The organism is Paraburkholderia sp. FW306-02-B, assembly GCF_058782725.1.
The window spans coordinates 2,291,556-2,317,072 of record NZ_JBYSXZ010000002.1 but is presented as its reverse complement, the minus strand read 5'-3'; the positions used below and the strand labels follow the sequence as shown (position 1 = coordinate 2,317,072).

Genomic DNA, 25,517 nt, shown 5'->3' with positions numbered 1-25,517 from the left:
CGCCGCAACGCCGTGTGCGGTACGCTGTCTACTGTCTAAACGGACTGTGCGTAAGGCGCGTCTCGCAGCATCCCGAGCGCCGCGACAAAACCTTCACCTTCGATTCCCTCGATCATCGTCCATCATGCTCGACTCCAGCGCCCGTCTGACCGGACTCCTTTGCGGCACGCAGCCGATGAACGACATCTGGGCGCCGCGTGCCACCCTGCAACGGATGCTCGATGTCGAAGCGGCGCTCGCCCGGGCAACGGCCGCGCATAACGTGATTCCGCAAACCGCGGTAGCCGCGATCGAAGCAGCCTGCCAGGCCGATCAACTCGACGCCGACGCGCTGGCGCGCGACGCGGCGCTCGGCGGCAACCTCGCGATTCCGCTCGTCAAGCAACTCACTGCGCGTGTGAAAGCCGCCGATGCCGAAGCGTCGAAATACGTCCATTGGGGCGCGACGAGTCAGGACATCATCGATACGGCGACGGTGCTGCAACTGCGCGACACGTTCGATTTGCTGGACCGTGGCTTGCAATCCACCTGCGACGCGGTGGCGAAGCTTGCCGCCACGCATCGCGCGACGCCGATGATCGGCCGTACGTGGTTGCAGCAGGCACTGCCGATCACCCTCGGTCTGAAATTCGCGCAATGGCTCGATGCGCTGCTGCGCCACCGCGAACGGCTCGATGCGCTGCGCGCGCGCGTGCTGGTGCTGCAATTCGGCGGCGCGGCGGGCACGCTGGCCAGCTTGCGTGACGCCGCACCGCAAGTCACGCAAGCCCTCGCTCAAGAACTCGATCTCACCGTGCCCGCTTTGCCGTGGCACACGCAACGCGATCGCATCGCCGACACGGCCTCGTTGTTCGGCATGCTGATCGGCACGCTCGGCAAAATCGCGCGCGATATTTCGTTGCAGATGCAAACCGAAATCGACGAACTGGCCGAGCCCGCTGCGGCAGGCAAGGGCGGGTCGTCGACGATGCCGCATAAGCGCAACCCGGTCGGCTGCGCGGCGGTGCTGACCGCCGCGACCCGCGCCCCCGGGCTGGTTGCCACAGTGTTCGCCGGCATGGTGCAGGAACACGAGCGCGCGCTCGGCGGCTGGCAAGCCGAATGGGACGCGCTGCCCGATCTCGCGCGCCTGGCAGGCGGCGCGCTCGCCAACATCGAACAGATCGCCACCGGCCTGAACGTCAACGTGCCGCGTCTTGCCGCGAATCTCGACGTCACGCACGGATTGATTCTCGGCGAAGCGGTGATGCTCGCGCTCGGCGACAGCATTGGCCGGCTCGATGCGCATCACCTGGTCGAGCGCGCGTCGAAGGCGGCGATCCGCGACGGTCAGACGCTCTTCGAGGTACTCTCGGCGGACCCCGCCGTCACCGGACATCTTCCGCTCGAGCGCTTGCAGAAGCTGCTCGACCCCGCTCAATACGTCGGCCAGGCACACGCTTATGTGGATGCCGCGCTGGCACTTCATACCACGCGCGCCAAGCGCGCCACCTCCAAGGAGTAACCGGCATGCCCTACGCCGCAGTCAACGGCACCGAGCTTCATTATCGAATCGACGGTGACCGCCACGGCAACGCGCCGTGGATCGTATTGTCGAATTCGCTCGGCAGCGATCTGTCGATGTGGACGCCGCAAGTAGCGGCGCTGTCAAAACATTTCCGCGTGCTGCGCTACGACACGCGCGGTCATGGTCACTCGGAAGCGCCGAAAGGCCCGTACACGATCGACCAGCTGACCGGCGACGTGCTCGGCCTGATGGACACGCTGAAGATCGCGCGCGCGAATTTCTGCGGCGTGTCGATGGGCGGCCTGACCGGCGTCGCCTTGGCCGCGCGCCACGCGAATCGTCTTGAGCGTGTCGTGCTGAGCAACACCGCCGCTCGCATTGGTTCGCCCGAAGTCTGGGTGCCGCGCGCCGCGAGAGCCCGCACGGAAGGCATGCTCGCGCTGGCGGATGTAGTATTGCCGCGCTGGTTCACCGCTGACTTTATCGAGCGCGAGCCGGTCGTCCTGGCGATGATCCGCGACGTGTTCGTGCACACGGACAAGGAAGGCTACGCGTCGAATTGCGACGCAATCGACGCTACCGATCTGCGCCCTGAAGCGCCCGGCATCAAGGTGCCGGCGCTGGTGATCAGCGGCACGCACGATCTGGCCGCGACGCCGGAGCAGGGCCGCGCACTGGCGGCGGCGATTCCGGGCGCGCGTTACGTGGAGCTGGACGCCGCGCATATTTCCAACATCGAGCAAGTGGATGCTTTCACGAAGACCGTGCTCGACTTCCTGACGGGGCCGCGATGAACGACGAAGACCGTTACGAAGCCGGACTTGGCGTGCGCCGCGCGGTGCTGGGCGACGCGCACGTCGACCGGTCGCTGGCGAACCGCACGGAGCTGACTGAAGAATTCCAGAACCTGATCACTCGCTATGCGTGGGGCGAAATCTGGACGCGCGAAGGCTTGCCGCGTCATACGCGCAGCCTTCTGACGATCGCGATGATGGTCGCGCTCAATCGCAGCGAAGAGCTTGCTTTGCATTTGCGCGCCGCGAAGAACAACGGCGTCACGCGCGAGCAGATCAAGGAGGTGTTGTTGCAAACCGCGATCTATTGCGGCGTGCCGGCCGCTAATTCGGCGTTTCACCTCGCCGACAAGCTGTTCCGCGAAGACGACGCCGCAGCGACGCCGTAACGATGACCGCACGAAGCGCGCGCAGGCAACACGGCGCGCGCTTCAAGCAGTTCTGCTTTCGTTCCCGACTGCCGCATCAGCCGGCAACTGCAAGCGCACCGCGCGCAACACTGTATCCTTGATGACCTCGCGCCAATGCGCGAGCGCCGCCTTGTCCATCAGCGGCTCGCCGAGAAACGCGCCCAATGTGTATTGATTGGCGTTATAAAAATAGCCGAGCGACGCAATCATGATGTACACATCGCGCGCCTCTACGTCAGCGCGAAACACGCGCTGCGCCTGGCCCGCATCCAATAGTTTCTGTACGACCGAAATCGCATAGCCCGAAATCTCCTTCAGTTTCAGCGACTTCTTCGCGTGCTTGCCCTGATGCAGATTCTCGCTCGACAGCAGCGTGACGAACTCGGGGTGATCGAGGTAATACTGCCAGACGAATTCGACCATCTGCTGCAAGCCGTGCGCGGGATCGCCGAGATCGAGATCGAGCTTGCTCTCGGCCTCGTTGAACTGCGTGTAGATCGTCTCCAGTACTTCGACGAACAACTGCTCCTTGCTGCCGAAGTAGTAATAGATCATGCGGTCGTGCGAACGCGCGGCCTTCGAAATACTTTCGACGCGGCCGCTTGCATAGCCTTGTTTCGCAAAGACCTTGATTGCCGCTTTCAGAATCTTGGCGCGCGTGTCCTGCGCCTGTTTCGCACGGATACCGGTAGCGCCCGGCTTGCGGGCGGCAGAGGGACTCATGGCGGTCTCGGTTCCCTTTGTTGGCGACTAATTAAACGACATGCACCGCGGGCAGAGTGGGCGGTAGCGCGCTTTCATCATACAGCCCGCATCGCACGCGGCGGACTGCGCTGCACGAACATGTGCTTCGGCGTAGATTGGCTTGTGATCCACGCGAGGATGCCGCGCCGCAGCATCCGGGGGTAGCCTGGAAACACGTTTGGAAGCAGACCGGGAAACACATTGCACAGTCTATTTTGATCAGTTAGATTTCAAGCAAGTTTGGTGTAGTGGATACTACACGAACGGTGAGTGACCGCAACATTCAAAAAACGGGCCACGCGAACATCCCTTTAAACACGGGCTATTCGTCAGCCGGGCAGGACCGATTGTAATGTCGTCGTATGGGAACCCCACCATGACAGAACATACGAAGGTCGATTTCGGTGCGGAGAGCGTCGACGGCGAAACCGCCTCGACGCCGGGTCCCACTGTGCTGGAAAAAGCGGCGCCACGTAACGAGCGGATGGCGTCGAACAAGATCGAATGCAATGCGTGTCCGGTGTTGTGCCAGATATCGGAGGGCCGCACCGGCGCATGCGATCGCTATGCGAATGCCGATGGCCGGCTGATTCGCGTCGATCCGGTGGTGTTTCTTTCGCGTGCGGTTTCATCGTCGGAAGCGAGTGCAAGCAGTACAAATGCCGCGGTCGAATTTGGTGCATCTTCCGAGGCGCCGGATCCCGCTGCGGAACAGGCGCTGTTTGTCACCGGTATCGGCGCATCGTCCACTTATCCTGACTACAAGCCCGCGCCGTTTATCGTTTCTTCGAAGCTCGACGGCGTCGATATGATTACCGTCGTCACCGAGGGCATTTTCAGTTATTGCAGCTTCAAGGTGAAGATCGATACCGACCGCTTTCTCGGGCCGGAGCAATCGAACGTGCGTTGCCACGGCGAGATCGTGGGCCATGTGACCACCGCGGAATATGGCTCGCAGATGCTGAGCCTCGGCGGCGTCCATCATCTGACCGGCGGCAGCAAGAAAGAAGGCCGCGTAACCTGCGACATGATGCTCGCACTCGGCAACAAGGAAGCGGTGGAGTTGACCATCGACGGCGGCTCGAGTCTGGTGATTCGCGCGGGCGCGGCGCCGATTGTCGACGGCATCGAAGAGCAGCGCATGCGCGTGGGTTGCGGCTCGGCCACCATCGGCATCTTCGCGAAACAATGGTTCGGTCATGCCGATGAAGTGGTCGTGGTCGACGATCACATCACCGGCGTGCTGACCGAACATCAGGCGGGCCGATGCCTCGGCATGACGCGTTCAGGTGTGAAGATTCGCGGACGCAAGTCGACGCCGGGCCGCTATTTCCAGGTGGCGAATCCCGGCACCGGCTGGGGCGGCACCGACATTCAGGACCCACTGGCAATTGTCGAAGGCTTCGACCCGGCGGTGGCGAAACCCGGTATGCGTTTGCTGATGGTGTCGACTACCGGCGAACACGCGCAGTGGTACGAACTCGATCGCGATCTGGTGCCGCGCATGGCGTCGATGCCCGACCCGGTGCGCAGCACGGTCGACCGGATTGGCGAAAACTGCGAACCGTCGCTGGCGACCGTGCTGTTTCTCGGCGGCGCAGGTGGCAGTCTGCGAGCGGGTGCAACCGAGAATCCGGTGCTGCTGACGCGCGCCATCAAGCAGAAACGGGTGAACGTGACCTGTGGCGGCGCGCCTGCCTATGTGTGGCCTGGCGGCGGCATCACGGTGATGGTCGACGTTTCGCGCATGCCTGACCGATCGTTCGGCAGCGTGCCGACGCCCGCGATCGTCGCGCCGATCGAATTCAGCATGACGTATGACGCGTATCGCGATCTCGGCGGCCATCTCGACGCGGTGCGCTCGTTGGCCAGTGTGCTCGCAAACGGGCCGGAACATACGGAAGGTGCGCCGCTCGCGCGCCGGACGTTGCCGCGCAATCCCGACAACCCATGGCCGCACGCCATGTCGCCGATGCCCGGATGAAGGCGATAAACGCGATGAACGCAACCCGCATTCGACTCGACGCGGCACGCTGGCATTGGCAGCATGGGCCGATCGATCTGATCCTCGGCGCGGATGGCGAACCCGCGGCGGTGCAGACCGCGTATGAGGCCTGCTGGACGCGTTTTGTCGACGTGTTGCCCGAGTTGGTCAGCGAGCTTAAGCGACTTCGACAAGCGCTGCCGAATGACACCGCGCTCAACGAATGTGAGTTGAAAGGCAAGGTAGCCCGCCGCATGTGGAGCGCATGTTTTCCTCACCGCGCACGCTATATCACACCCATGGCGGCCGTGGCGGGTAGTGTCGCTGATGAACTGATCGCGGCGTTCGCGCGGCCCGGCGTATCGCGCGCTTTCATCAATAATGGCGGCGACATTGCGTTGCATTTGACAGAAGGGCAGCAGTACCGCGTCGGCGTATTTGCCAATCTCGCCGATCTCGCCGAACTTTCAGGCGCCAGGCTCACGGGCGAGCAAGCGCTAAATGCAAACCTCACACTCGACGCCGGCATGCCGGTCCGCGGTATCGCGACCAGTGGCTGGCGTGGCCGCAGCTTCAGCCTCGGTATCGCCGACAGCGTGACCGTGCTTGCTTGCAACGCCGCCACTGCCGACGTCGCCGCGACAATGATCGCCAACGCAGTCGACTGTGATCATGCGGGCATCGTGCGCCGCCCGGCGTCGTCGTTGAAAGACGATAGCGATCTCGGCGACATGCTGGTGACCGTCGACGTGCCGCCCTTGCCGCAGCCGCTGATCGATTTCGCGCTGACCCGTGGTGCCGGAACGGCTCAGCGTCTGCGTGAACGAGGCTTGATCGAAGGCGCCGCGCTGTTCCTGCAAGGGCAAGCGCGCGTCGTCGGCATGATTCAGCAAGGCGCGGCGCTTCTGACGCATCGCGCTCAAAAACCAACGGAGGCTCCGTGTTCGAAATACGCCGCGTGCTGACGCACGTCGAAGACATCTTTCACGAGTTCGGCCCCGCGCCCGCGCGGCCGTTGCGGCGTGGCGCGATTGCCGCGGTGATGACGAACCCGTTCGCCGGGCGCTACGAAGCGCACATCGAACCCGCCATGGAAGCGCTCAAGCCGATCGGTTTCGACATGGCGCAGCGGCTGCTCGCGGCGATGGCCGTGCCGCACGCTTCGATCGAAAGCTATGGCAAAGGCGCGATCGTCGGCTCGCGCGGCGAACTCGAGCACGGCGCGCTGTGGCATGTGCCGGGCGGCTATGCGATGCGTGAGTTGCTGGAGAAAAACGGCGTGCCGACCAACGCGATCGTGCCGTCGACCAAGAAGGTCGGCGCGCCTTCCACCTCGCTCGACGTGCCGCTCACGCACGTCAACGCGAGCTACGTGCGCAGCCATTTCGATGCGATCGAAGTGCGCGTGCCCGGCGCGCCCGCCGCGGACGAGCTGGTGTATATCCTCGTAATGAGCACCGGGCAGCGCGTGCATGCGCGGGTCGGCGGCCTTGCGAAAGAGGCGATCGTCGGCAAGGACGGCTTGCGTTGAATGCCTCATGAGCGCCTCCTGAACCACGAACCGAACATACGCACTGAACGTAAGCAACACGCGCACCCAAACACGGAGAGCGAAATGGCAATCAAGCTTCGCAAGCTGGTCGTGCAGGTCGATGAAGTACGCATTGAAATGGGGCAGGCCGTCAACCCGCCGGCACGCCGTGCGGTAGCGATTGCGGTGATCGAGAATCCGTATGCGGGCCGCTACGAGGCCAGGCTCGATGCACTGATCGAAGCCGGCGAGGAACTCGGCGGCTTGCTCGGCAACAAGTGCGTCGAGGCACTCGGCATCAAGCCGGCCGAAGCGCAAAGCTACGGCAAGGCGGCTATCGTCGGCGAGGCGGGCGAACTGGAACATGCCGCGGCTATTCTGCATCCGAAGCTCGGCGCGCCGCTGCGGGTTGCGGTCGAGAAGGGGGCGGCGCTGGTGCCGTCGGCGAAGAAAATGGGCACGCTCGGCACCGCGATCGACGTGCCGCTCGGCCACAAGGACGCCGCCTTCGTGCGCAGCCATTTCGATGCGATCGAAGCGCGCGTGTCGGACGCGCCGCGTGCCGATGAAATCGTCGTGGCGGTCGCGGTGACGGCGTCGGGACGGCCGCTGCCGCGCATCGGCGGCTTGCAGGTGAGTGAGATCAAGGGCGAAGACGGTTTGCGTTGAGTTGGTTCGCTGTTAGTGTCCTGCCGTTGACGCGTGCGCGCATGGTGCCGCACGCGCTGCAACGTCTGCTGTCCGTTCGTCGCGTATCGCGCGGCGTGACCGAACAGCAAGCTGCCGAGGGTCACGATGTTTTCGAATTTGCTGGTACAGCTGGTCAACGGACTCGCCGACGCGTCGACGCTGTTTCTCGTCGCCGCCGGTCTGTCGCTGATCTTCGGCGTGACGCGCATCGTCAACTTTGCGCACGGCTCGTTCTATATGTTCGGCATCTATGTCGCATATAGCATCGCGAGCCGCTTCGGCCATACGGCGGGTGGGTTCTGGTTATCGGTGCTGGCGGCCGCGCTGGTCGTGGCTGTGCTTGGCGCGCTGGTCGAAATGATTGTTTTGAGGCGTATTTATCAGGCGCCTGAGTTGTTTCATTTGCTGGCGACGTTCGCGCTCGTGCTGATTTTTCGCGACGCCGCATTGTGGCTGTGGGGTCCTGAAGACCTGTTCGGACCGCGCGCGCCGCATCTGGCAGGCGCGGTCGATTTCCTCGGTCATCCGCTACCCACTTACGATATCGCGCTGATCGTGATCGGACCGGTGGTGTTGCTGCTGCTGTGGTACGCGTTGACGCGCACGCGCTGGGGCACGCTGGTGCGTGCCGCAACGCAGGATCGCGAGATGCTCGGCGCGCTCGGCATCAATCAGGCGTGGTTGTTCACCGGCGTGTTTTTCGTCGGCGCGTTTCTCGCCGGTTTGGGCGGCGCGCTGCAAGGGCCGCGGATGTCGGCGAATCTGTCGCTGGATCTGGAGACCATCGGCAATGCGTTTGTCGTGGTGGTGGTCGGCGGGATGGGTTCGATTCCGGGCGCGTTTGTCGCCGCGCTGCTGATCGCGGAGATCAAGGCGCTGTGCATCGGCATCGGCCACGTATCGGTGTTCGGTATCGATCTGTCGTTGAGCCGCTTCACGCTGGTCGCCGAGTTTGTCGTGATGGCGGTGGTGCTGGTGGTGCGGCCTTGGGGCCTGCTCGGCCGGGCGAGCGCTGCCGTGCGGGGCATGGCGGCGCCGGAGGCGCCTTTGAGGCCGGCGGGCAAGCGTCTGAAGTGGCTGGCGGCGATCGCGCTGGTGGTGCTGGTATTGGCGCCGCTCGCGGCGAACGCGTTTCCGTACATGCCGGTACTGCTTGTTGAAATCCTCATCGCCGTACTGTTCGCCACGAGTCTGCATTTCATCATGGGCCCGGGCGGCATGCATTCGTTCGGTCATGCCGCTTACTTCGGCCTCGGCGCATACGGTGCGGCGCTGTTTCTCAAAGTTTTGAATCTGCCGATGGAAGCCGCGTTGCTGCTTGGACCGTCGCTCGCGGTGGCCGGCGCGCTGGTATTCGGCTGGTTTTGCGTGCGCCTTTCCGGCGTTTATCTCGCGATGCTGACGCTCGCGTTCGCGCAGATCGTCTGGTCCGTGGTGTTTCAGTGGGACGCCGTGACGGGCGGCAGCAACGGCATTCTCGGTTTGTGGCCGTCGAACTGGCTGTCGTCGCCGGTGGCTTTTTACTATGTGACGCTGGTCTGCGCGGTGATCGGCGTGTGGCTTCTGCGCAAGATGCTGTTCTCGCCGCTTGGCTACGCGATGCGGGCGTCGCGCGATTCGGTGTTGCGCGCGGAGGCGATCGGCATCGACGTGAAGCGCGTGCAGTGGGCGGCGTTCGTGATTGCGTCGCTGTTCTGCGGATTGGCTGGATCGCTGTACGCGTTTTCCAAGGGCACGATTTCGCCGGAAGTGATCAGCGTGGGCCGCTCTGTCGACGGCCTTGTGATGGTGCTGCTCGGCGGCTTGCAGACACTGACGGGCCCGATTGTCGGCGCAGCGGTGTTCACGTGGCTGCAGGACACCGTCGCGCGGCAGACCGATTATTGGCAGGCGCTGCTCGGCCTCGCGATCCTGCTGCTGGTGATCGCGTTTCCACAAGGGATTGTCGGCTTCATCCGCGAGCGTTCTGGCGACGACGATACCGCTGAAGAAAGCGTCAAGTCGCCACCGCAAGCTACCGCGATCAAGGAGGGGCTATGAGCTTGCTGCGCGTCTGCGGCCTGTCCAAATCGTTCGGCGGCCTGAAAGCCGTCGACGATGTTTCCTTCGATCTCGAAGCCGGTCAGCTGCTCGCCTTGCTCGGCCCGAACGGCGCGGGCAAGTCGACCTGCTTCAACATGGTCAATGGTCAGTTGCAGCCATCGTCCGGATCGATTCGACTCGACGATCACGAACTCGTCGGCATGCGGCCGCGCGATATCTGGCGGCTGGGCGTCGGACGCACGTTCCAGATCGCCGCGACCTTCAACTCGATGACCATCCTCGAAAATGTGCAGATGGCCTTGGTGTCGCGTGAACGCAAGATATTCGGTCTGTGGAAATCCGCGGGCTCGCACTACGCCGATGAAGCACTCGCGTTGCTCGAGCAGGTCGGCATGGCTGCCGATGCGCATCGCGCATGCGGCGTGCTCGCTTATGGCGACGTCAAACGCGTCGAACTCGCCATCGCGCTGGCGAATCGGCCGAAGCTGCTGCTGATGGACGAGCCCACTGCCGGCATGGCGCCGAAGGAGCGCAACGACTTGATGGCACTGACCAAACGTCTCGTGACGGAACATCGAATCGGCGTGCTGTTCACCGAACACAGCATGGACGTTGTATTCGCGTACGCCGATCGCATGATTGTGCTCGCGCGCGGCAAGCTGATCGCCGAGGGTGACGCGCAAACGATCCGTAACGACGCACGCGTGCAGGAGGTCTATTTCGGCACCGGCAAAACCTTCCGGCCGCACGCGCCGCTGCATGAAGCGGCAGGCGGTCATCAAGGACAAGGAGCGCTGCAATGAGCGAGCCGATGCTGAAAGTCTCCGGCCTCAACGCGTTCTATGGCCGCGCGCACATTCTGTTCGACGTCGGCCTCGAAGTCGGCCGCGGCGAAGTTGTGGCGCTGATGGGCCGCAACGGCGCGGGCAAGTCGACCACGATGAAAGCGGTCATGGGCTTGCTGCCGCGTCGCCAGGGTGAAGTGCGTTTTCGCGGTCAGAACATCACGACGTCGCCGCCGTATCGAATCGCACGCATGGGCATGGGCTTCGTGCCGGAAGACCGCCGCGTGTTTGCCGATCTGACCGTGATGGAAAACCTCGATACAGGCCGTCAGCCGCCCCGCGAAGGCGCGCCGCAATGGACGCCCGAAAAACTGTTTCGCCTGTTTCCCAATCTCGGCGAAATGCCGAAACGTCCGGGTGGCCAGATGAGCGGCGGCGAGCAGCAGATGCTGACCGTGTCGCGCACGCTGATGGGCAATCCGTATCTGGTGCTGCTCGACGAACCGTCCGAGGGGGTGGCGCCCGTGATCGTCGAACAGATGGCGAACATGATTCTCGAACTCAAGCGCGAAGGGTTGTCGATTCTGTTATCCGAACAGAACCTGCACTTCGCCGAGCTGGTCAGCGACCGCGCGTATGTGCTCGAAAAAGGGCAGATCCGTTTCAGCGGCGCGATCGGCGAACTCGCAAAGAACGAAACAGTCAGGCGCGCTTACCTGAGCGTGTGATTCCATCGGCGGGCAGTCGTTGCGAAAGGAGAAGTAGATGGCAGCAGAGACGTTGACAGGCTTGTCGGGCAAGGTCGCGGTAACGAACATCGGCCTGCTGTTATCCGGCGACATCGACCAGCCGATTCTCGACGCGGACACGCTGGTGATCGACGACGGCGTGATCGTCGCAGTCGGTCATGAACAGGATTGCGACCTCGAAGGCGCGCGCACGACCGTCGATTGCAAAGGCACTACCGTTGCGCCCGGCCTGATCGATTCGCACGTCCATCCGGTGTTCGGCGACTGGACGCCGCGTCAGAATCAGATGGGCTGGATCGAATCGAATCTGAACGGCGGCGTCACCACGATGATCTCCGCCGGCGAGGTGCATTTGCCCGGCCGCCCGAAAGACGTGCTCGGCGTGAAGGCGCTCGCGATCACCGCGCAACGTTCGTTCGAAGGAATGCGCGGCGCGGGTGTCGGCGGCGGCGTGAAGGTGATGGCCGGTGCGCCGGTGATCGAAAAGGGCATGGTCGAGGAAGACTTCAAGGAGCTTTCGGAAGCGGGCGTGAAGCTGCTCGGCGAAGTCGGCCTCGGCAGCGTGAAGGGCGGCGAGGAAGCGGCGCAGATGGTCGCGTGGGCGCGCAAGTATGGAATTCAAAGCACGATTCACACGGGCGGTCCGTCGATTCCAGGCTCGGGCCTGATCGACCGGGACGTGGTGCTTGCCGCGGATGCCGACGTGATCGGCCATATCAACGGCGGCCACACGTCGCTGTCGTATCGGCATGTATGCGATCTGTGCGAGCAATCGAGCCGCGCGCTGGAGATCGTCCACAACGGCAACGAGCGGATCGCGTTGCTCACCGCGCGCCACGCGATCGAACTCAAATGTCCGCACCGGATCATTCTCGGCACCGATAGCCCTGCCGGTTCCGGCGTGCAACCGCTCGGCATTCTGCGGATGATCGCGCTGATCTCGAGCCTCGCCGACGTGCCCGCTGAAATCGCCTTCTGCTTTGCGACCGGCAATACGGCGCGGCAACGCAAGCTGCGGCAAGGCCTGATCGAAGTGGGCCGTCCCGCCGACCTCGTTTTCATGGACCGTGCGCAGCACACGGCCGCCGATACGCTGCTCGAAAGCGTGCAGCTCGGCGATATCCCGGGCGTCGGCATGGTGATGATCGACGGATTGATCCGCTGCCGCCGCAGCCGCAACACCCCGCCGGCGACCGAAGTGCCGGTGGTGATCTGAACGCCCGCCGCACGGCGTGACCAACTCCTTCATGAACCACCCGGCGACCCTCACGCTGAAGGTGAACGGCGCGACGCATTTCGTCAGCGCCGCTGCCGACACGCCGCTGCTTTATTTGCTGCGCAACGATCTCGCGCTGAACGGCCCGAAATTCGGCTGCGGCCTTGGCGAATGCGGCGCGTGCACGGTGCTGCTCGACGGCATGCCGACGCGTTCCTGCGTAACGACCGCGAAGGTCGCATCGGGCCGCGAGATCACCACGCTAGAAGGACTGGGCACGCGTGCCGCATTGCATCCGGTGCAGCAGGCGTTCATCGAAGAACAGGCCGCGCAGTGCGGCTATTGCCTGAACGGCATGATCATGACCGCCAAAGCGCTGCTCGATCGCGATCCGCATCCGAGCGTCGACACGATCCGGCGCGAGTTGTCGCGCAACCTGTGCCGCTGCGGCACGCACGTCGAGATCGTGCGCGCGGTGCAGCGTGCCGCTGAATTGCTCGCCGCGCAAACGGCGGCGCAATCGGTCGCGCAAGACGGAGCGCGCGCATGACCGGGCCGGATTTCAGCGGCGATCGCCGGTCTGTGGCGCCGTCGCGGCAGCAGCTCCATGACGCGCAGAACGTGCTGATCGTCACGCGGCCGCCGCAAGCGCTTGTGAGGCCGGCCATCGGTCAGCCGGGGTCGCGTTCGTCTTTTGTGCCCACGGACGCGGACCTGTTCGTCGTCGTGCGTGACGACGGCAGCGTGGTCGCGTTCAACGGTCATGTCGATCTCGGCACGGGCATCGGCACGGCGCTCGCGCAAATCGTCGCGGAAGAACTGGACGTGCCGTTGACGCGCGTGTCGCTTGTGCTTGGACACACCGGCGAAGTGCCCAATCAGGGGCCGACGATCGCGAGCGCCACGATCCAGATTTCGGCGGTGCCGTTGCGCCAGGCGGCGGCGCAGGCAAGGCAGTTTCTGTTGGCGGAAGCGGCTTCACGCTTCAACGTGAGTGCGGACAAGCTCGAGGTGCGAGACGGTGTGGTTTTTCACCGCGACGACGACACAGAAAAAGGCATCGCCTACGGCGAATTGATCGCGGGACGACGTATCGAACTGACGTTGACCGGCGACGCCCCTTTGAAATCGCCGGACACGTACAAGATCGTCGGCAAGAGCACGCCGCGCGTCGATATTCTCGCCAAGGCCACTGGCGAATTAATCTTTGTCCACGACGTGCGCGTGCCGGGCATGTCGCACGGCCGGGTGGTGCGGCCGCCCTATGCGGGCGTCGCGCAGGGCGATTTCGTGGGCAACAGCTTGCTGCATGTCGATGAAGACTCGCTCAACGATTTGCCTGGCATCGTCAAAGTGGTGGTGATTCGTGACTTTGTCGGCATCGTGGCCGAGCGCGAGGAGGTCGCGCAGCAGGCGGTGAAGCGGCTGAACGTGCGATGGAAAGCGGTGGAAGGTTTGCCGCCGCTCGAAACCAGCGAAGAAGTGGAGGCTGCGTTACGCGCGAATCCGTCGACGCGCCGTGATCTGGTGATCGACGGCGATGTCGACGCAGCGCTCGGTGATGCCGACGCGCGCTCGCTGGAACGAACGTACGTGTGGCCGTTCCAGATGCATGCGTCGATCGGGCCGTCGTGCGCGGTGGCCGACTATCGCGACGGCATGCTGAAAGTCTGGTCGGGCACGCAGAATCCGCATTCGCTGCGCGCCGATCTTGCGTTGCTGATGACGCTCGACGAAGCCCGCATCGAGATCGTCCGCATGGATGCGGCGGGCTGCTACGGCCGCAATTGCGCGGACGATGTCGCCGCCGACGCCGCGCTATTGTCGCGCGCGGCCGGTGCTCCGGTGCGCGTGCAACTGTCGCGCGAAGACGAGCATGCGTGGGAACCGAAGGGCGCCGCGCAATTGATGGATGTGCGCGGCGCTTTAAGTGCTGAAGGCGAGCTGGCAGCGTACGATTTCGCGACACGCTATCCATCGAACGACGCGCCCACGTTAGCGTTGCTGCTGACCGGCACGATCTCCGCGCAGCCACAGGTGTTCGAAATGGGCGACCGCACGGCCGTGCCGCCGTACGACTACCGCACGATGCGCATTGTCTGCGACGACACGCCGCCGATCGTGCGAGCGTCGTGGTTGCGTGGCGTCTCCGCGTTGCCGAATACGTTCGCGCACGAATCGTTCATCGACGAACTCGCGGCCGAGGCGGGCGTCGACCCGGTCGAATTTCGCCTGAAGCATCTGACCGATCCGCGCGCGATCGATCTGGTCAAAGCGGTGGCCGGGAAGGCGGGCTGGGAACCGCGCAACATCGCGTTGAAAGAAGCGGACGAAGGCGACATCGCGCGCGGCAGAGGTTTCGCCTATGCGCGCTACGTGCACAGCAAATTCCCGGGTTTCGGCGCGGCATGGTCCGCGTGGGTCGCCGATATCGAAGTCAATCGCAAAAGCGGCGAACTCGCGGTGACGCGCGTGGTGGTCGGCCAGGACACCGGCACGATGGTCAACCCGGACGGCGTGCGCCATCAGATTCACGGCAACGTGATCCAGGCAACCAGCCGCGCGTTGAAGGAACGCGTGACCTTCGGTGAGAACGCCGTGACGAGCCAGGAGTGGGGCGCCTATCCGATCCTGACGTTCCGTGAAGTGCCGGTCATCGACGTCGTGATGATGCCGCGCCACGGCGAGCCGCCGATGGGCACCGGCGAATCGGCCTCGTTGCCTGGCGCGGCGGCGATTGCCAACGCACTGTACGACGCAACCGGCGTGCGTTTTCGCCGGCCGCCGTTCACACCCGAAACGATTCGCGCCGCGCTCGCCGATGCGCAGGCCGACGAAGCGGCCGCGCGCAAAAAGAAGCGTTGGCGGCTGGGCTTTCTCGGCGCGCTGGCGACTGGCGCGGCCGGCTGGCTCGGTGCGCTGGCTTTGGCGCCGCAGGCCATTGCGCCGATCGCGCCGCCGCTTGCGAGCGCGTTCGCACCGGCGCTGGTCGCGCGCGGCAAACTGCTTGCTTCGTTGGGGAATTGCGCCGTTTGCCATACCGCGCACAACGGCGTGCCGAACGCCGGCGGCAAGCCGCTCGACACGCCGTTCGGCACCGTCTACAGCACCAACATCACGCCCGATGGACAGACCGGCATCGGCACATGGTCGCTGGAGGCGTTCGTGCGCGCGATGCGGCAGGGCATCAGCCGTGACGGACATCATCTATACCCCGCGTTTCCGTACACGTCGTTCAGGAACATCTCCGACGACGATCTGCAAGCGCTCTATGCGTACCTGATGGCACAAACGCCGGTGCGCTCGCGGCCGCCCGAAACGAAGCTGCTGTTTCCGTTTAGCGTGCGTCCGCTGATGACCGCATGGAATGGGCTGTTTCTCGGCCGCAATACGTTCGCCGCCAGCGCGACGCAAAGTGCGCAATGGAATCGCGGCGCCTATCTGGTGAACGGCCTCGGCCATTGCAGCGCATGCCATACGCCGCGCAACGCATTCGGCGCCGAGCAAACCGGCGCCGCCTTTATGGGGGGCGGCATGGCGGAAGGCTGGGAAGCGCCCGCGCTGACGACGCTTTCGAATGCACCCGTGCCTTGGAGCGAGGACGAACTGTTCAGCTATTTGCGCTTCGGTCACGCGCCGCTGCATGGCGTGGCGGCCGGCCCGATGGCGCCGGTCGTCGGCGATCTGGCGGCGCTGCCCGACAGCGATATTCGCGCAATGGCCACTTATCTGGCGTCGCTCAATCCGCTCGAGCCCAATGCCGATCCGCGGGCGTTGGCGCGTCAGTATGAGCAGGCCAGCGCAATCATGGGCACCGCCTCCGGCCTCGGCGCACGGCTCTTCGACGGCGCCTGCGCCGCCTGTCATCACACCGGCAGCGGGCCACAGTTGTTCGGCGCGCATCCGTCGCTGGCGCTCAACACGAATCTGCACAGCGCGACGCCTGACAATCTGATTCGCGTGATTCTCGAGGGTATCGGCTCGCCTGCGCGGCCCGAACTCGGTACGATGCCGGCTTACCGCGACAGTTTCAACGACGCCCAGGTGGCCGAACTCGTTTCATATTTGCGTCAGCAATTTGCCGGCGGCAAACCCGCATGGCAGGACGTCACGGCGAGCGTCGCCAGAATTCGCGCGACGCCACGGGCCGAATGAATCGCTAAACGCTCCAACGCTTGATAAAAACTACCGGCATTCCCGCCATTCTTTTAATAACGGAGAAACGCATGACCACGCGCGCAGGATGGATCTCTCGCCTCACGGTTTCGCTTTCGGTCTCGACGGCACTGTCGCTGACCGCCTTCGGCGCGAGCGCACAGACGATCAAGATTGGCGAAATCAACAGCTACAAGGCGCAGCCCGCCTTTCTCGGGCCTTACAAGAACGGCTGGAATCTCGCGCTCGAACAGGTGAATGCGGCGGGTGGCGTGCTTGGCAAACAGCTCGAAGTCGTGTCGCGCGACGACAACGGCAATCCGGGCGACACGATCCGCGTTGCGCAGGAGTTGATCGCACGCGAGCAGGTGCAACTGCTGTTCGGGGGCTTCCTGTCGAACACCGGCCTTGCGCTGACCGACTTCGCGAAGCAGAAGAAGATTTTCTTCCTCGCTGCCGAACCGTTGACCGACAAGATAGTTTGGGCGGATGGCAACAAATACACATACCGTTTGCGTCCGTCGACGTACATGCAGGTCGCGATGCTGGTGCCTGAAGCCGCGAAGCTGAAGAAGAAGCGTTGGGCGCTGGTGTATCCGAATTACGAGTATGGGCAGTCGGCGGTGGCGACGTTCAAGAAGCTGCTGACGGCCGCGCAGCCTGACGTGCAGTTTGTCGCCGAACAGGCGACGCCGCTCGGTAATGTCGACGCGGGCGCGGTCACGCAGGCGATTGCCGATGCGAAGCCCGATGCGATTTTTAACGTGCTGTTTGGTGCCGATCTTGGCAAGTTTGTACGCGAGGGCAATACGCGTGGTTTGTTCAAGGACCGGAGTGTAGTGTCGTTGCTGACTGGCGAGCCGGATTATCTTGACCCGCTGGGGGCTGAAGCGCCTGGCGGCTGGATCGTGACCGGCTACCCCTGGTATTCGATCGATACCGCGGCCAACAAGAAGTTCGTCGACGCGTATCAGGCGAAGTACCACGATTATCCGCGACTGGGGTCGGTTGTTGGCTATTCTGCTTTGATGTCGATTGCGACTGGGATCAGGAAGGCTGGGTCCACCGATCCTGACAAACTTGCTGCCGCGTTTAAGGGGCTCGGGGTTGAGACGCCCTTCGGGCCGATTACTTATCGGGCGCAGGATAATCAGTCGACTATGGGGGCGTATGTGGGTGTGACGGCCGTCAAGGACGGGAAGGGGGTGATGAGTTCTTATCGGTATATTGATGGTGCTAGTGTGCAGCCTTCCGATGCTGAGGTTAGGAAGTTGCGGGCCGCTGAATAAGGGTTTGGTTTCGCGTAGCGAGTGGTTGGGTTTTTTGCCTGCTCGGCGCTTTAAGTCTGTGTGCCTACGGTGGTGGCCTTTCCTTGCTTTCTTATTGGTTTATTAGCGTTCCCCCTGTGCGGGGGGGCACCTACTTTTCTTTGCCTGCCGCAAAGAAAAGTAGGCAAAAGAAAGCGGCCTTACACCGCCAGCTCTTAAGCGGGTCCCCTGGCTTGGAGGAGGCAGTGGAGCATCTGGAATCGGTGTTCCCGCACACTCCGCGCTGGTGACAAGGCCGTCATCCTTCCGGCGGCGCTGCGCGCGCCGTAGCGGTACTTCTCAAAACCGATGGGGTGTACGCGTTTCCCGCATCATTCTTCCCGCCTCGCACTGCGTGCTCGCCGGAACGGTCCGCCATGAAAACCAGAGGCGTTGTTTGTGCGTGGTTGGAGCCATCGGCTTCGCCTCGGCGAGGCGCTGAATTGTGGAAGTGCGAGCCACTTCGCCGAACGAAACGCAGCCGCGAATTACAACCCATCTCGCCGAACAAAACGCGGCCGCGAGTTACGCGAGCGCAGCAAAGGCAATCCATAACGCTTGAACAACCGCAGGCATGGAAGCGCCGCTAGCGCAGCGAAGACAAGCCGTTATGCCTGGATAACCACAGGCACGGAAACGCCCGACGGTTTTGAGAAGTACCGCCACGGCGCGCGCAGCGCCGCCGGAAGGATGACGGCCTTGTCACCCGCGCGGAGTGTGCGAGAGCACCGATTCCAGATGCTCCACTGCCTCCTCCAAGCCAGGGGACCCGCTTAAGAATTAACGGTGTGAAGCCGCTTTCTTTGCTTACTTTCTTTGCGGCGGCAAAGAAAGTAAGTGCCTGCCCCGCACAGGGGCGAAGCTAATAGACCACCAAGAAATCAAGGAAAGGCCAACGCCGCAGGCACACAGCCATAAAGCGCCGCGCAGGCAAACACCCAACCCCAGCCGCTACGCGCAAAAAAACTCCTATTCCTCAGCATCATGTTCAATAACAAACCGCTTTAAATAGGCAAGCACAGCGGCCTCCATAGCCCGATGATCAGCCGTGCTCTTAGACCCAGCATTCTCCTCATCGCCGAACAGCGTGGAAGGCGCATTATGCACATCCACCTCCTGGCCTTCGCGAAACACGCGAATCTCATGAACATCTTCGGCGTATTCGGCGATCCAATGCACGCCTTCGATATGCACGCCTGCGCGAACAGTAGGTATCTTCATGGGCGTCTCCCGGCGGGTCGGACCACGGCGCCAACCCTCGCTATCACCATACGCCGTCCAGCTAGCCGGCGCGAGCCTTGCCCGGCAATTTCCTGAGGTTTTGCCGTGTAACCGGCCGCTTCCAGCAGTCGCGGGGGCATCACTAGCGCAGCGCGCGGTTGACGGACCACGGCGCGTTCAAGTCAAACCCGAGTCAAACCCGAGTCAAGCGCGCCGCGGTCTTTCCAGCTCCTTATTGCACCGTCGCGAGCACGTCGCCGACAGTCTTGAAGATGTGCGCGATCTGCTCTTCGTCGATGATGAGCGGCGGCGAGAACGCCAGGATGTCGCCGGTAAAGCGCACCAGCACGCCCGCTTCGAAGCACTTCACGAACGCTTCGTAAGCCCGCGCGCCCGGCGCGCCGTCGCGCGGTTCCAGTTCGACACCCGCGATCATGCCGAGATTGCGGACGTCCTTCACATGCTTCGCGTCGCGCAGCGTGTGAGCCGCCGCTTCGAACGTCGGCGCGAGTGTCGCAGCACGCTCGAACAGGCCTTCGCGGCGATACAGATCGAGCGTCGCCACCGCTGCGGCAGCCGCGGCCGGGTGCGCCGAATACGTATAACCGTGGAACAGTTCGATCGCGCCTTGCGCGCCGCTGTTGACGATCGTGTCGTGGATCGTGCGGCTCGCCGCCACCGCGCCCATCGGGATCGCGGCATTGTTGATCGCCTTCGCCATCGTGATCAGGTCCGGCGTCACGCCGAAGTATTCGCTCGCCGTGGCTTTGCCGACGCGGCCGAAACCGGTAATCACTTCGTCGAAAATCAGCAGGATGCCGTGCTTCGTGCAGATCTCGCGCAGCTTCTGCAAATAGCCTTGCGGCGGAATCAGCACGCCCGTGGAGCCCGCCACCGGTTCGACGATCACGGCGGCAATCGTCGATGCATCGTGCAGCGTGACGATGCGCTCGAGTTCGTCGGCGAGATGCGCGCCCCATGCCGGCTGGCCCTTCGAAAACGCGTTGTGTTCGAGGTTGTGCGTGTGCGGCAAATGATCGACCGCCGGCAGCAGCGCGCCCGAGAAGGTCTTGCGGTTCGGTGCGATCCCGCCGACCGAAATGCCGCCGAAGCCCACGCCGTGATAGCCGCGCTCGCGGCCGATCAGTCGCGTGCGCTGGCCTTCGCCGCGCGCACGGTGGTACGCCAGCGCGATTTTCAGCGCGGTATCGACCGATTCGGAACCGGAATTCGTAAAGAAGATCCGGTCGAGGCCGTTCGGCATCAATTCGGCGACTTTCGACGCGGCTTCGAATGCGAGCGGATGGCCCATCTGGAAGGTCGGTGCGAAGTCGAGCGTCGACAGTTGCTGGGTGATCGCGGCGACGATTTCGTCGCGGCCATGGCCGGCATTCACACACCAGAGACCCGCGCAGCCGTCGAGCACCTCGCGCCCGTCCGTGGTGCGGTAATACATGCCCTTGGCCGATTCCAGCAGGCGCGGCGCAGCCTTGAACTGGCGGTTGGCGGTGAAGGGCATCCAGAAAGACGACAGGTCGTCGATGACGGGGCGCGAAGTCATGGTTTTCTCCTCGAAGTGGTAGCGAAACTGTAGCGTCCGCGGTTTAATGGCGGCATAAACAGTTGCAGCAGTGTGGCGCTAACTGTGTTGGTGAAATTGCGATAACTGTGCCGATTGCCTGGATCCCCCGGCCGCCTGAACCTGACCGGCAGAACCTCGCCAGTAGAGCCTGGCCGGCCGCACAAACCTCCGTCCTTACATGATCGAACTGGAACTTGAGCGCGACCGCCGCGCGGCCCCGACGCTCGTCGAGCAGGTCGTTCAAGGCTTCGCGCGCGCCATCGAGGCGCAATCGCTGCGCGCCGGCGCGCTGTTGCCGTCGGTGCGTCAACTGGCGCAAAGCCATGCATTGAGCACCTTCACGGTCACCGAGGCATACAACCGTCTGGTTTCGATGGGGCTGGTGGTGGCCCGGCGCGGTTCGGGTTATCGCGTGGCGGCGCGCGCGCCATCCGCGCGCGTCGCGACGACCGATTGGCAACCGCCGAGCCTGACCGCGACGTGGCTCTTGTCCGATGTGTTCGCCGACCATTCGGTGCCGATCAAGGCGGGTGGCGGCTGGCTGCCGAACGAGTGGATCAACGAGACCGGTTTGCAGCACGCGTTGCGCGCCATGAGCCGGGTGCCGGCGGCGCGGCTTGGCGATTACGGGCATCCGTACGGCTTCGCGCCGCTGCGCGAGCGGATCGCCGAGCAACTGGACCGGCGCGGCTTGCCGGTCGACGTTTCGAACGTGTTGCTCACGCAGGGCGCCACGCAGGGGCTGGATCTGATCGTACGTACGCTGCTGCGGGCGGGCGACGCCGTGATCGTCGAAGATCCCGGCTACTGCAATCTGCTGCAGATTCTCAAGCTGGCCGGGCTGGTCGTGCATGGCGTGCCGCGCACGCCGGCCGGCGTCGATACGGACGTGCTCGAGGCGCTGGTCGCGCAGCACAAGCCGAAGGCGATTTTCGTCAACACCACGCTGCAGAATCCGACCGGTGCGACCTTCGGCATGTCGGCCGCGTTCCGTCTGTTGCAGATCGCCGAGCGCCAGTGCATGTGGGTGATCGAGGACGACGTCAGCCGTGAACTGGCGCCGCCCGGCGCGCCGCTGTTCGCCGCGATGGAAGGCTTGCAGCGGGTGTTGTACGTCGGCGGTTTTTCGAAGACGGTGACGCCGGGGCTGCGCTGTGGCTACGTGGTCGCCGAACGCGCGGTGCTGCGCGAACTGGCGCGCACGAAGATGGCGGTGGGGTTGACGTCGTCGGAAGCGATCGAGCGGATCGTCGACAAGGTGCTGCTCGAAGGGCGCTACGCGCGTCACGTCGAAGCCGTGAACGAGCGGCTCAAAGTGGCGCATGCGACCGTCGAAGAGCGGCTCGACTCGCTCGGGCTCGAACTGTTTCACCGGCCGCGGGCCGGGTTGTTTCTGTGGGCGCGCCTGCCAATCGAGGCGGAGCGGGCCGGCGAGGTGGCGACGGCCGCGCTCGCGCACGGCATCTGGCTCGCGCCCGGCTCCTATTTCCGCCCCGACGATGCCCCGAGCGCCTGGTTCCGTTTCAACGCGCCGTACTCGACCGACGACGCGTTGTGGCGCTTCATCGAGCGAGTGGGCCAGGATTCAGGGCAGGACTGGGTTTAGACCGTGCGCTAGCGGGCGGGGCGCCGCCTAGCTGAACAGCTTCAGCGCGATCGGATACAGCGTCAGCACCAGCAGCAGCGCCATCGCTACGTTGAAGATGCGCAGCCGCTTCGGGTCCGACAGCACGCGCCGCATGGCCGTGCCGAAGCCCGCCCACAGGCAGATGCACGGAAACCCGACCACATAGAAAATGATCGCCATCGCCAGTGCGTTGAGGCTGTAGCTCTCGCTGAGGTGAATGGTGGTGGCGGCGGTCAGCACCATCATCCATGCCTTCGGGTTCACCCACTGGAAGGCGATGGCTTCGTGAAACTTCATCGGCCGGCGCTCGCCTTTCTTCACCTTCAGTTCGCCCGACGTGCCGATTTTCCACGCGAGATACAGCAGGTACGCGACGCTCGCGACTTCGAGCACCGTGTACAGCACCGGGAAGTGCACGAACGCTTCACCGAGACCGATGCCAACCGACAGCATCAACAGCACGACGCCTGCACTGATGCCCGACACATGCGGCAGCGTGCGGCGAAAGCCGAAGTTGACACCCGAGGCCAGCAGCATGGTGTTGTTCGGGCCGGGCGTGATGGTGGTGACGAGCGCGAACAGAATGCCGGCGGGCAGCGCGCTGAGGCTGAGGAATGACATGGGTGGCTCCAGTGTCGATAGGGCTTTCAGGCATTCTAGCGACACCGGCCGGTACAGTACCGGTACGGATTGTGAGATGGTGTCCGGTACGGAGGTGGCGGCAAGTGGACCGATCCGGTCGCCGAATGCTGCATGACCGATCGGCTGATCCAAGGGTGTGATCGCCGGGACCTCATTGAATGGCCCACGGCGGACGTGGATTGAATGCAGAGAGAAGAAAATCAGTCATAACCCGGACCTTCGCGGGGGGAGCCCGGTCCGGCGCGCGAACCAGGTGTATGCCTCCAAGGTCCGCAGTGCGGGCTTCGAGCGTAATCTGCTCCAGCGCACCTTGCCGGATTGCATCGGCAACGATGAACTCGGGCTCGTAAAGAACGCCGAGACCGGCAACGGCCGCTGCGACGAGTGCATCGCCGTTATTGGCTCGCATGGTGCCCTTGACGGCCACGCGCTTGTCCCCGTCCTTGCCGAACCGCCATTCGTCGGGCCGCGAGATGTTGGAAAAAGAGACGCTCAGGCAATTGTGGCCGCGCAGATCGGACCAGAGCCCCGGGCGTCCATGCCGCTCCCAGTAGCCCGGAGCCGCGCAGACAATCATCGCGCTCTCTGCGAGCCTGCGGGAAACGAGACGGTTGTCCTTCAGACGCCCAACCCGGATGGTCAGATCCCAACCCTCGTCCATAAGATCAACGACGCGATCGTTCAATCCGAGATCGATGGTGACCCCGGGATGCTTGTTACTGAAGACAGGAATCAGCGGCGCGACGTAGCGCACGCCAAACGAAAGTGGCGAATTCAGCCGCAGCAATCCGCTCGCTTCCACGCGCTGAGACGCGATCATCGCCTCCGCCTCTTCCAGGTCGGGAAGGAGACGGGTGCACGTTTCCAGGTATTGCTGGCCCGCTTCGGTGAGCGTGAGCTTGCGCGTGCTGCGGTGAAACAGACGCACGCCCAGCCGTTGCTCCACCGCATCCAGGTGCTTTGTCGCCATCGCGGGCGACAGGCCGAGCTGCCGGGCGGCCGCGGAAAGGCTTCCGGCAGTAGCTGCACGGGAGAACACCTGCATTCCCGTAATACGATCGAGCATTATGATTTCTCACTATGGTTAAAAACTGAATAACCAAATGGATATATTATCGCCTCACAGGTGAAACTGTACATTGCTGTCTATTCTGATTTGCCAAAGCTATCCGCCCGGAAACCGTCGCGGCGATGACGTCCAAAGCGATCGGCGACCTGCCGGTCGGCGCAGCCGGCCCGGGCTTCGGCTGGGGACTCGGCGTGGCCGTACTCAGAGATCCGGTTGCGGCGAAGTCGCCAGTGAGCGCCGGCGCCTGGAACTGGTCTGGCGTGTACGGCACGAATTTCCAGGTGGACCCCGCTGCCGGCATTTCCGTTGTGGCGTTGACGAAGCCAGCCGTCGTGGGAATGACCGGAAATTTTCCAACGACGCTGCGCCGCGCAGTCTACCAGGGGGGTGTAATGAAGGCTTATCAAATCCAGGCCGGCGCTGGCATTGGCGGACTTGAACGTGTCGAACGCCCAAGCCGGGACCCCGGTGCCCACGAAATCAGGGTGCGCGTGGACGCTGCCGCACTGAACCATCGTGACCTCAGTTTCGCGCGGGGCCAGTTTTATAGCCCGCCGAGCTACCCGATTGTCCCGCTCGTCGATGGATGCGGGGACGTCATCGCCGTTGGGGAGGCGGCCACCCGTTTCAGGACAGGTGATCGTGTCATCACAAGTTACTACCCGCGATGGATTGACGGTGCACTGTCCCCTGGCAAGACAGCCGTGTCCTTCGGCGCCCAGTTCGACGGCACGCTCGCCGAAGAAATCGTGGCAAGTGAGGAGGCTTTCGTGCTGGCGCCACGCAGTCTTGATGCCATTACGGCTGCCACGTTGCCTTGCGCCGGCGTGACGGCATGGAATGCGTTGTTCGTCGCAGGCGCGGTCAAACCCGGTGGCAGCGTGCTTCTGCTGGGAACCGGCGGTGTCTCGCTTTGGGCGCTACAGCTTGCCATAGCCGCTGGCGTCTTCACGATCGTGACATCGTCCCAGGACGAAAAACTTGAACGTGCACGCTCGCTTGGCGCGAATGCGACCGTCAACTACCGGACCAGCCCGGAATGGCAGGACGAGGTCTTGCAGCTCACCGAGGGTGCCGGGGTCGATATCGTGGTCGAGGTCGGTGGCGAAGGTACGCTGGCGCGCTCCCTGAAGGCCGCGGGACCCGGTGGGACGATTGTCGTGATCGGCCGGGTCAGCGGCGGCGGTGGTGTCTCGATCGAGCCCGGCGCGCTCATCGGTGGCGCAAAGCGCCTCGTCGGCATAACGGCAGGTAGCCGCGCGATGCTCGAACAGCTCGTCCGTTTCGTCGACGTCAACAAAATCAATCCCGCTGTCGACAAAGTCTTCCCGTTCGATGAGGCTCCGTCTGCCTATGAGTATCTCGCGAGAGGGCGGCATTTCGGCAAGGTGGTGGTCGACATGCGCGCGTAGCGCGACGTTCGTTTTCCGTTCCGGTAACGGGTGCCTTTCCACGCGTAGT

The 25,517-nt window shown here is 63.5% G+C and carries 21 protein-coding genes; 16 read left to right on the top strand and 5 right to left on the bottom strand.

Annotated elements, in window-relative coordinates; all coding sequences use genetic code 11:
• Positions 1–124 precede the first annotated feature (124 nt).
• From AC3WOG_RS31720 to pcaC, 3 genes are read left to right on the top strand one after another with little or no spacing between them, the layout of a single operon-like run.
• A complete protein-coding gene (locus AC3WOG_RS31720; protein WP_492581725.1) occupies positions 125–1,504 on the top strand; it encodes a 3-carboxy-cis,cis-muconate cycloisomerase in 1,380 nt (459 codons plus the stop codon).
• Positions 1,505–1,509: 5 nt separating this feature from the next.
• Complete coding sequence (pcaD, locus tag AC3WOG_RS31715; RefSeq protein ID WP_492581724.1) at positions 1,510–2,301, top strand: 3-oxoadipate enol-lactonase; 792 nt, start codon at positions 1,510–1,512, stop codon at positions 2,299–2,301.
• Positions 2,298–2,690, top strand: coding sequence for a 4-carboxymuconolactone decarboxylase (gene pcaC / locus AC3WOG_RS31710; RefSeq protein ID WP_492581723.1), 393 nt, complete (start codon positions 2,298–2,300; stop codon positions 2,688–2,690). The genes pcaD and pcaC overlap by 4 nt, the downstream gene beginning before the upstream one ends.
• Before the next feature lie 42 nt (positions 2,691–2,732).
• On the opposite strand, the gene AC3WOG_RS31705 is transcribed toward pcaC, so the two are convergent.
• Positions 2,733–3,434, bottom strand: coding sequence for a TetR family transcriptional regulator (locus AC3WOG_RS31705; protein ID WP_492581722.1), 702 nt, complete (start codon positions 3,432–3,434; stop codon positions 2,733–2,735).
• A 397-nt stretch (positions 3,435–3,831) separates the two neighbouring features.
• Here AC3WOG_RS31705 and AC3WOG_RS31700 point away from each other — a divergent pair, with 397 nt between their 5' ends.
• The 11 genes from AC3WOG_RS31700 to AC3WOG_RS31650 all read left to right on the top strand — a co-directional run bounded on the left by AC3WOG_RS31700 (position 3,832) and on the right by AC3WOG_RS31650 (position 17,897).
• The gene (locus AC3WOG_RS31700; RefSeq protein WP_492581721.1) at positions 3,832–5,439 is read left to right on the top strand and encodes a 6-hydroxynicotinate reductase; all 1,608 of its coding nucleotides are present in this window, start codon (positions 3,832–3,834) and stop codon (positions 5,437–5,439) included.
• A gap of 14 nt (positions 5,440–5,453) precedes the next feature.
• Complete coding sequence (locus AC3WOG_RS31695; RefSeq protein WP_492581720.1) at positions 5,454–6,404, top strand: UPF0280 family protein; 951 nt, start codon at positions 5,454–5,456, stop codon at positions 6,402–6,404.
• Positions 6,380–6,970 (top strand): amino acid synthesis family protein, encoded by a 591-nt coding sequence (locus tag AC3WOG_RS31690; protein WP_492581719.1) that lies wholly within the window; start codon positions 6,380–6,382, stop codon positions 6,968–6,970. Before AC3WOG_RS31695 ends, AC3WOG_RS31690 begins: the two co-directional genes overlap by 25 nt.
• 84 nt (positions 6,971–7,054) lie before the next feature.
• Complete coding sequence (locus AC3WOG_RS31685; RefSeq protein ID WP_492581718.1) at positions 7,055–7,639, top strand: amino acid synthesis family protein; 585 nt, start codon at positions 7,055–7,057, stop codon at positions 7,637–7,639.
• A gap of 126 nt (positions 7,640–7,765) precedes the next feature.
• The gene (locus AC3WOG_RS31680; RefSeq protein ID WP_492581717.1) at positions 7,766–9,700 is read left to right on the top strand and encodes an ABC transporter permease; all 1,935 of its coding nucleotides are present in this window, start codon (positions 7,766–7,768) and stop codon (positions 9,698–9,700) included.
• Positions 9,697–10,506: an ABC transporter ATP-binding protein gene (locus AC3WOG_RS31675; protein ID WP_492581716.1), complete on the top strand. Its 810-nt coding sequence runs from the start codon at positions 9,697–9,699 to the stop codon at positions 10,504–10,506. The genes AC3WOG_RS31680 and AC3WOG_RS31675 overlap by 4 nt, the downstream gene beginning before the upstream one ends.
• A complete protein-coding gene (locus AC3WOG_RS31670) occupies positions 10,503–11,216 on the top strand; it encodes an ABC transporter ATP-binding protein (protein WP_492581715.1) in 714 nt (237 codons plus the stop codon). The genes AC3WOG_RS31675 and AC3WOG_RS31670 overlap by 4 nt, the downstream gene beginning before the upstream one ends.
• Positions 11,217–11,253: 37 nt before the next feature.
• Positions 11,254–12,453 carry an amidohydrolase family protein gene (locus AC3WOG_RS31665; RefSeq protein ID WP_492581714.1) on the top strand — a complete coding sequence of 400 codons (1,200 nt, stop codon included), beginning with the start codon at positions 11,254–11,256 and terminating at the stop codon, positions 12,451–12,453.
• Between the two features lie 31 nt (positions 12,454–12,484).
• A complete protein-coding gene (locus AC3WOG_RS31660) occupies positions 12,485–13,003 on the top strand; it encodes a (2Fe-2S)-binding protein (protein WP_492581713.1) in 519 nt (172 codons plus the stop codon).
• On the top strand, positions 13,000–16,608 hold the full coding sequence (locus AC3WOG_RS31655) for a molybdopterin cofactor-binding domain-containing protein (RefSeq protein WP_492581712.1): 3,609 nt from the start codon (positions 13,000–13,002) through the stop codon (positions 16,606–16,608). The genes AC3WOG_RS31660 and AC3WOG_RS31655 overlap by 4 nt, the downstream gene beginning before the upstream one ends.
• Positions 16,609–16,679: 71 nt before the next feature.
• Positions 16,680–17,897: an ABC transporter substrate-binding protein gene (locus tag AC3WOG_RS31650; protein WP_492581711.1), complete on the top strand. Its 1,218-nt coding sequence runs from the start codon at positions 16,680–16,682 to the stop codon at positions 17,895–17,897.
• 987 nt (positions 17,898–18,884) lie between these two features.
• Here AC3WOG_RS31650 and AC3WOG_RS31645 read toward each other — a convergent pair.
• Complete coding sequence (locus AC3WOG_RS31645) at positions 18,885–19,136, bottom strand: hypothetical protein (protein WP_341318191.1); 252 nt, start codon at positions 19,134–19,136, stop codon at positions 18,885–18,887.
• Positions 19,137–19,368: 232 nt separating this feature from the next.
• Positions 19,369–20,697 (bottom strand): omega-aminotransferase AptA, encoded by a 1,329-nt coding sequence (gene aptA, locus AC3WOG_RS31640; protein ID WP_492581710.1) that lies wholly within the window; start codon positions 20,695–20,697, stop codon positions 19,369–19,371.
• Positions 20,698–20,896: 199 nt separating this feature from the next.
• On the opposite strand from aptA, the gene AC3WOG_RS31635 reads away from it, so the two are divergent.
• On the top strand, positions 20,897–22,324 hold the full coding sequence (locus AC3WOG_RS31635; protein WP_492581709.1) for an aminotransferase-like domain-containing protein: 1,428 nt from the start codon (positions 20,897–20,899) through the stop codon (positions 22,322–22,324).
• Positions 22,325–22,351: 27 nt separating this feature from the next.
• Here AC3WOG_RS31635 and AC3WOG_RS31630 read toward each other — a convergent pair whose 3' ends face one another.
• Both AC3WOG_RS31630 and AC3WOG_RS31625 read right to left on the bottom strand, forming a co-directional pair.
• Positions 22,352–22,966 (bottom strand): LysE family translocator, encoded by a 615-nt coding sequence (locus AC3WOG_RS31630; RefSeq protein ID WP_492581708.1) that lies wholly within the window; start codon positions 22,964–22,966, stop codon positions 22,352–22,354.
• 172 nt (positions 22,967–23,138) lie between these two features.
• Entirely contained in the window at positions 23,139–24,053 is a 915-nt protein-coding gene (locus AC3WOG_RS31625; protein WP_492581707.1) for a LysR family transcriptional regulator, read from the bottom strand.
• A gap of 395 nt (positions 24,054–24,448) precedes the next feature.
• Between AC3WOG_RS31625 and AC3WOG_RS31620 the strand changes: the two genes are divergently transcribed.
• A complete protein-coding gene (locus tag AC3WOG_RS31620) occupies positions 24,449–25,468 on the top strand; it encodes a zinc-dependent alcohol dehydrogenase family protein (RefSeq protein WP_492582514.1) in 1,020 nt (339 codons plus the stop codon).
• Positions 25,469–25,517: the final 49 nt, after the last annotated feature.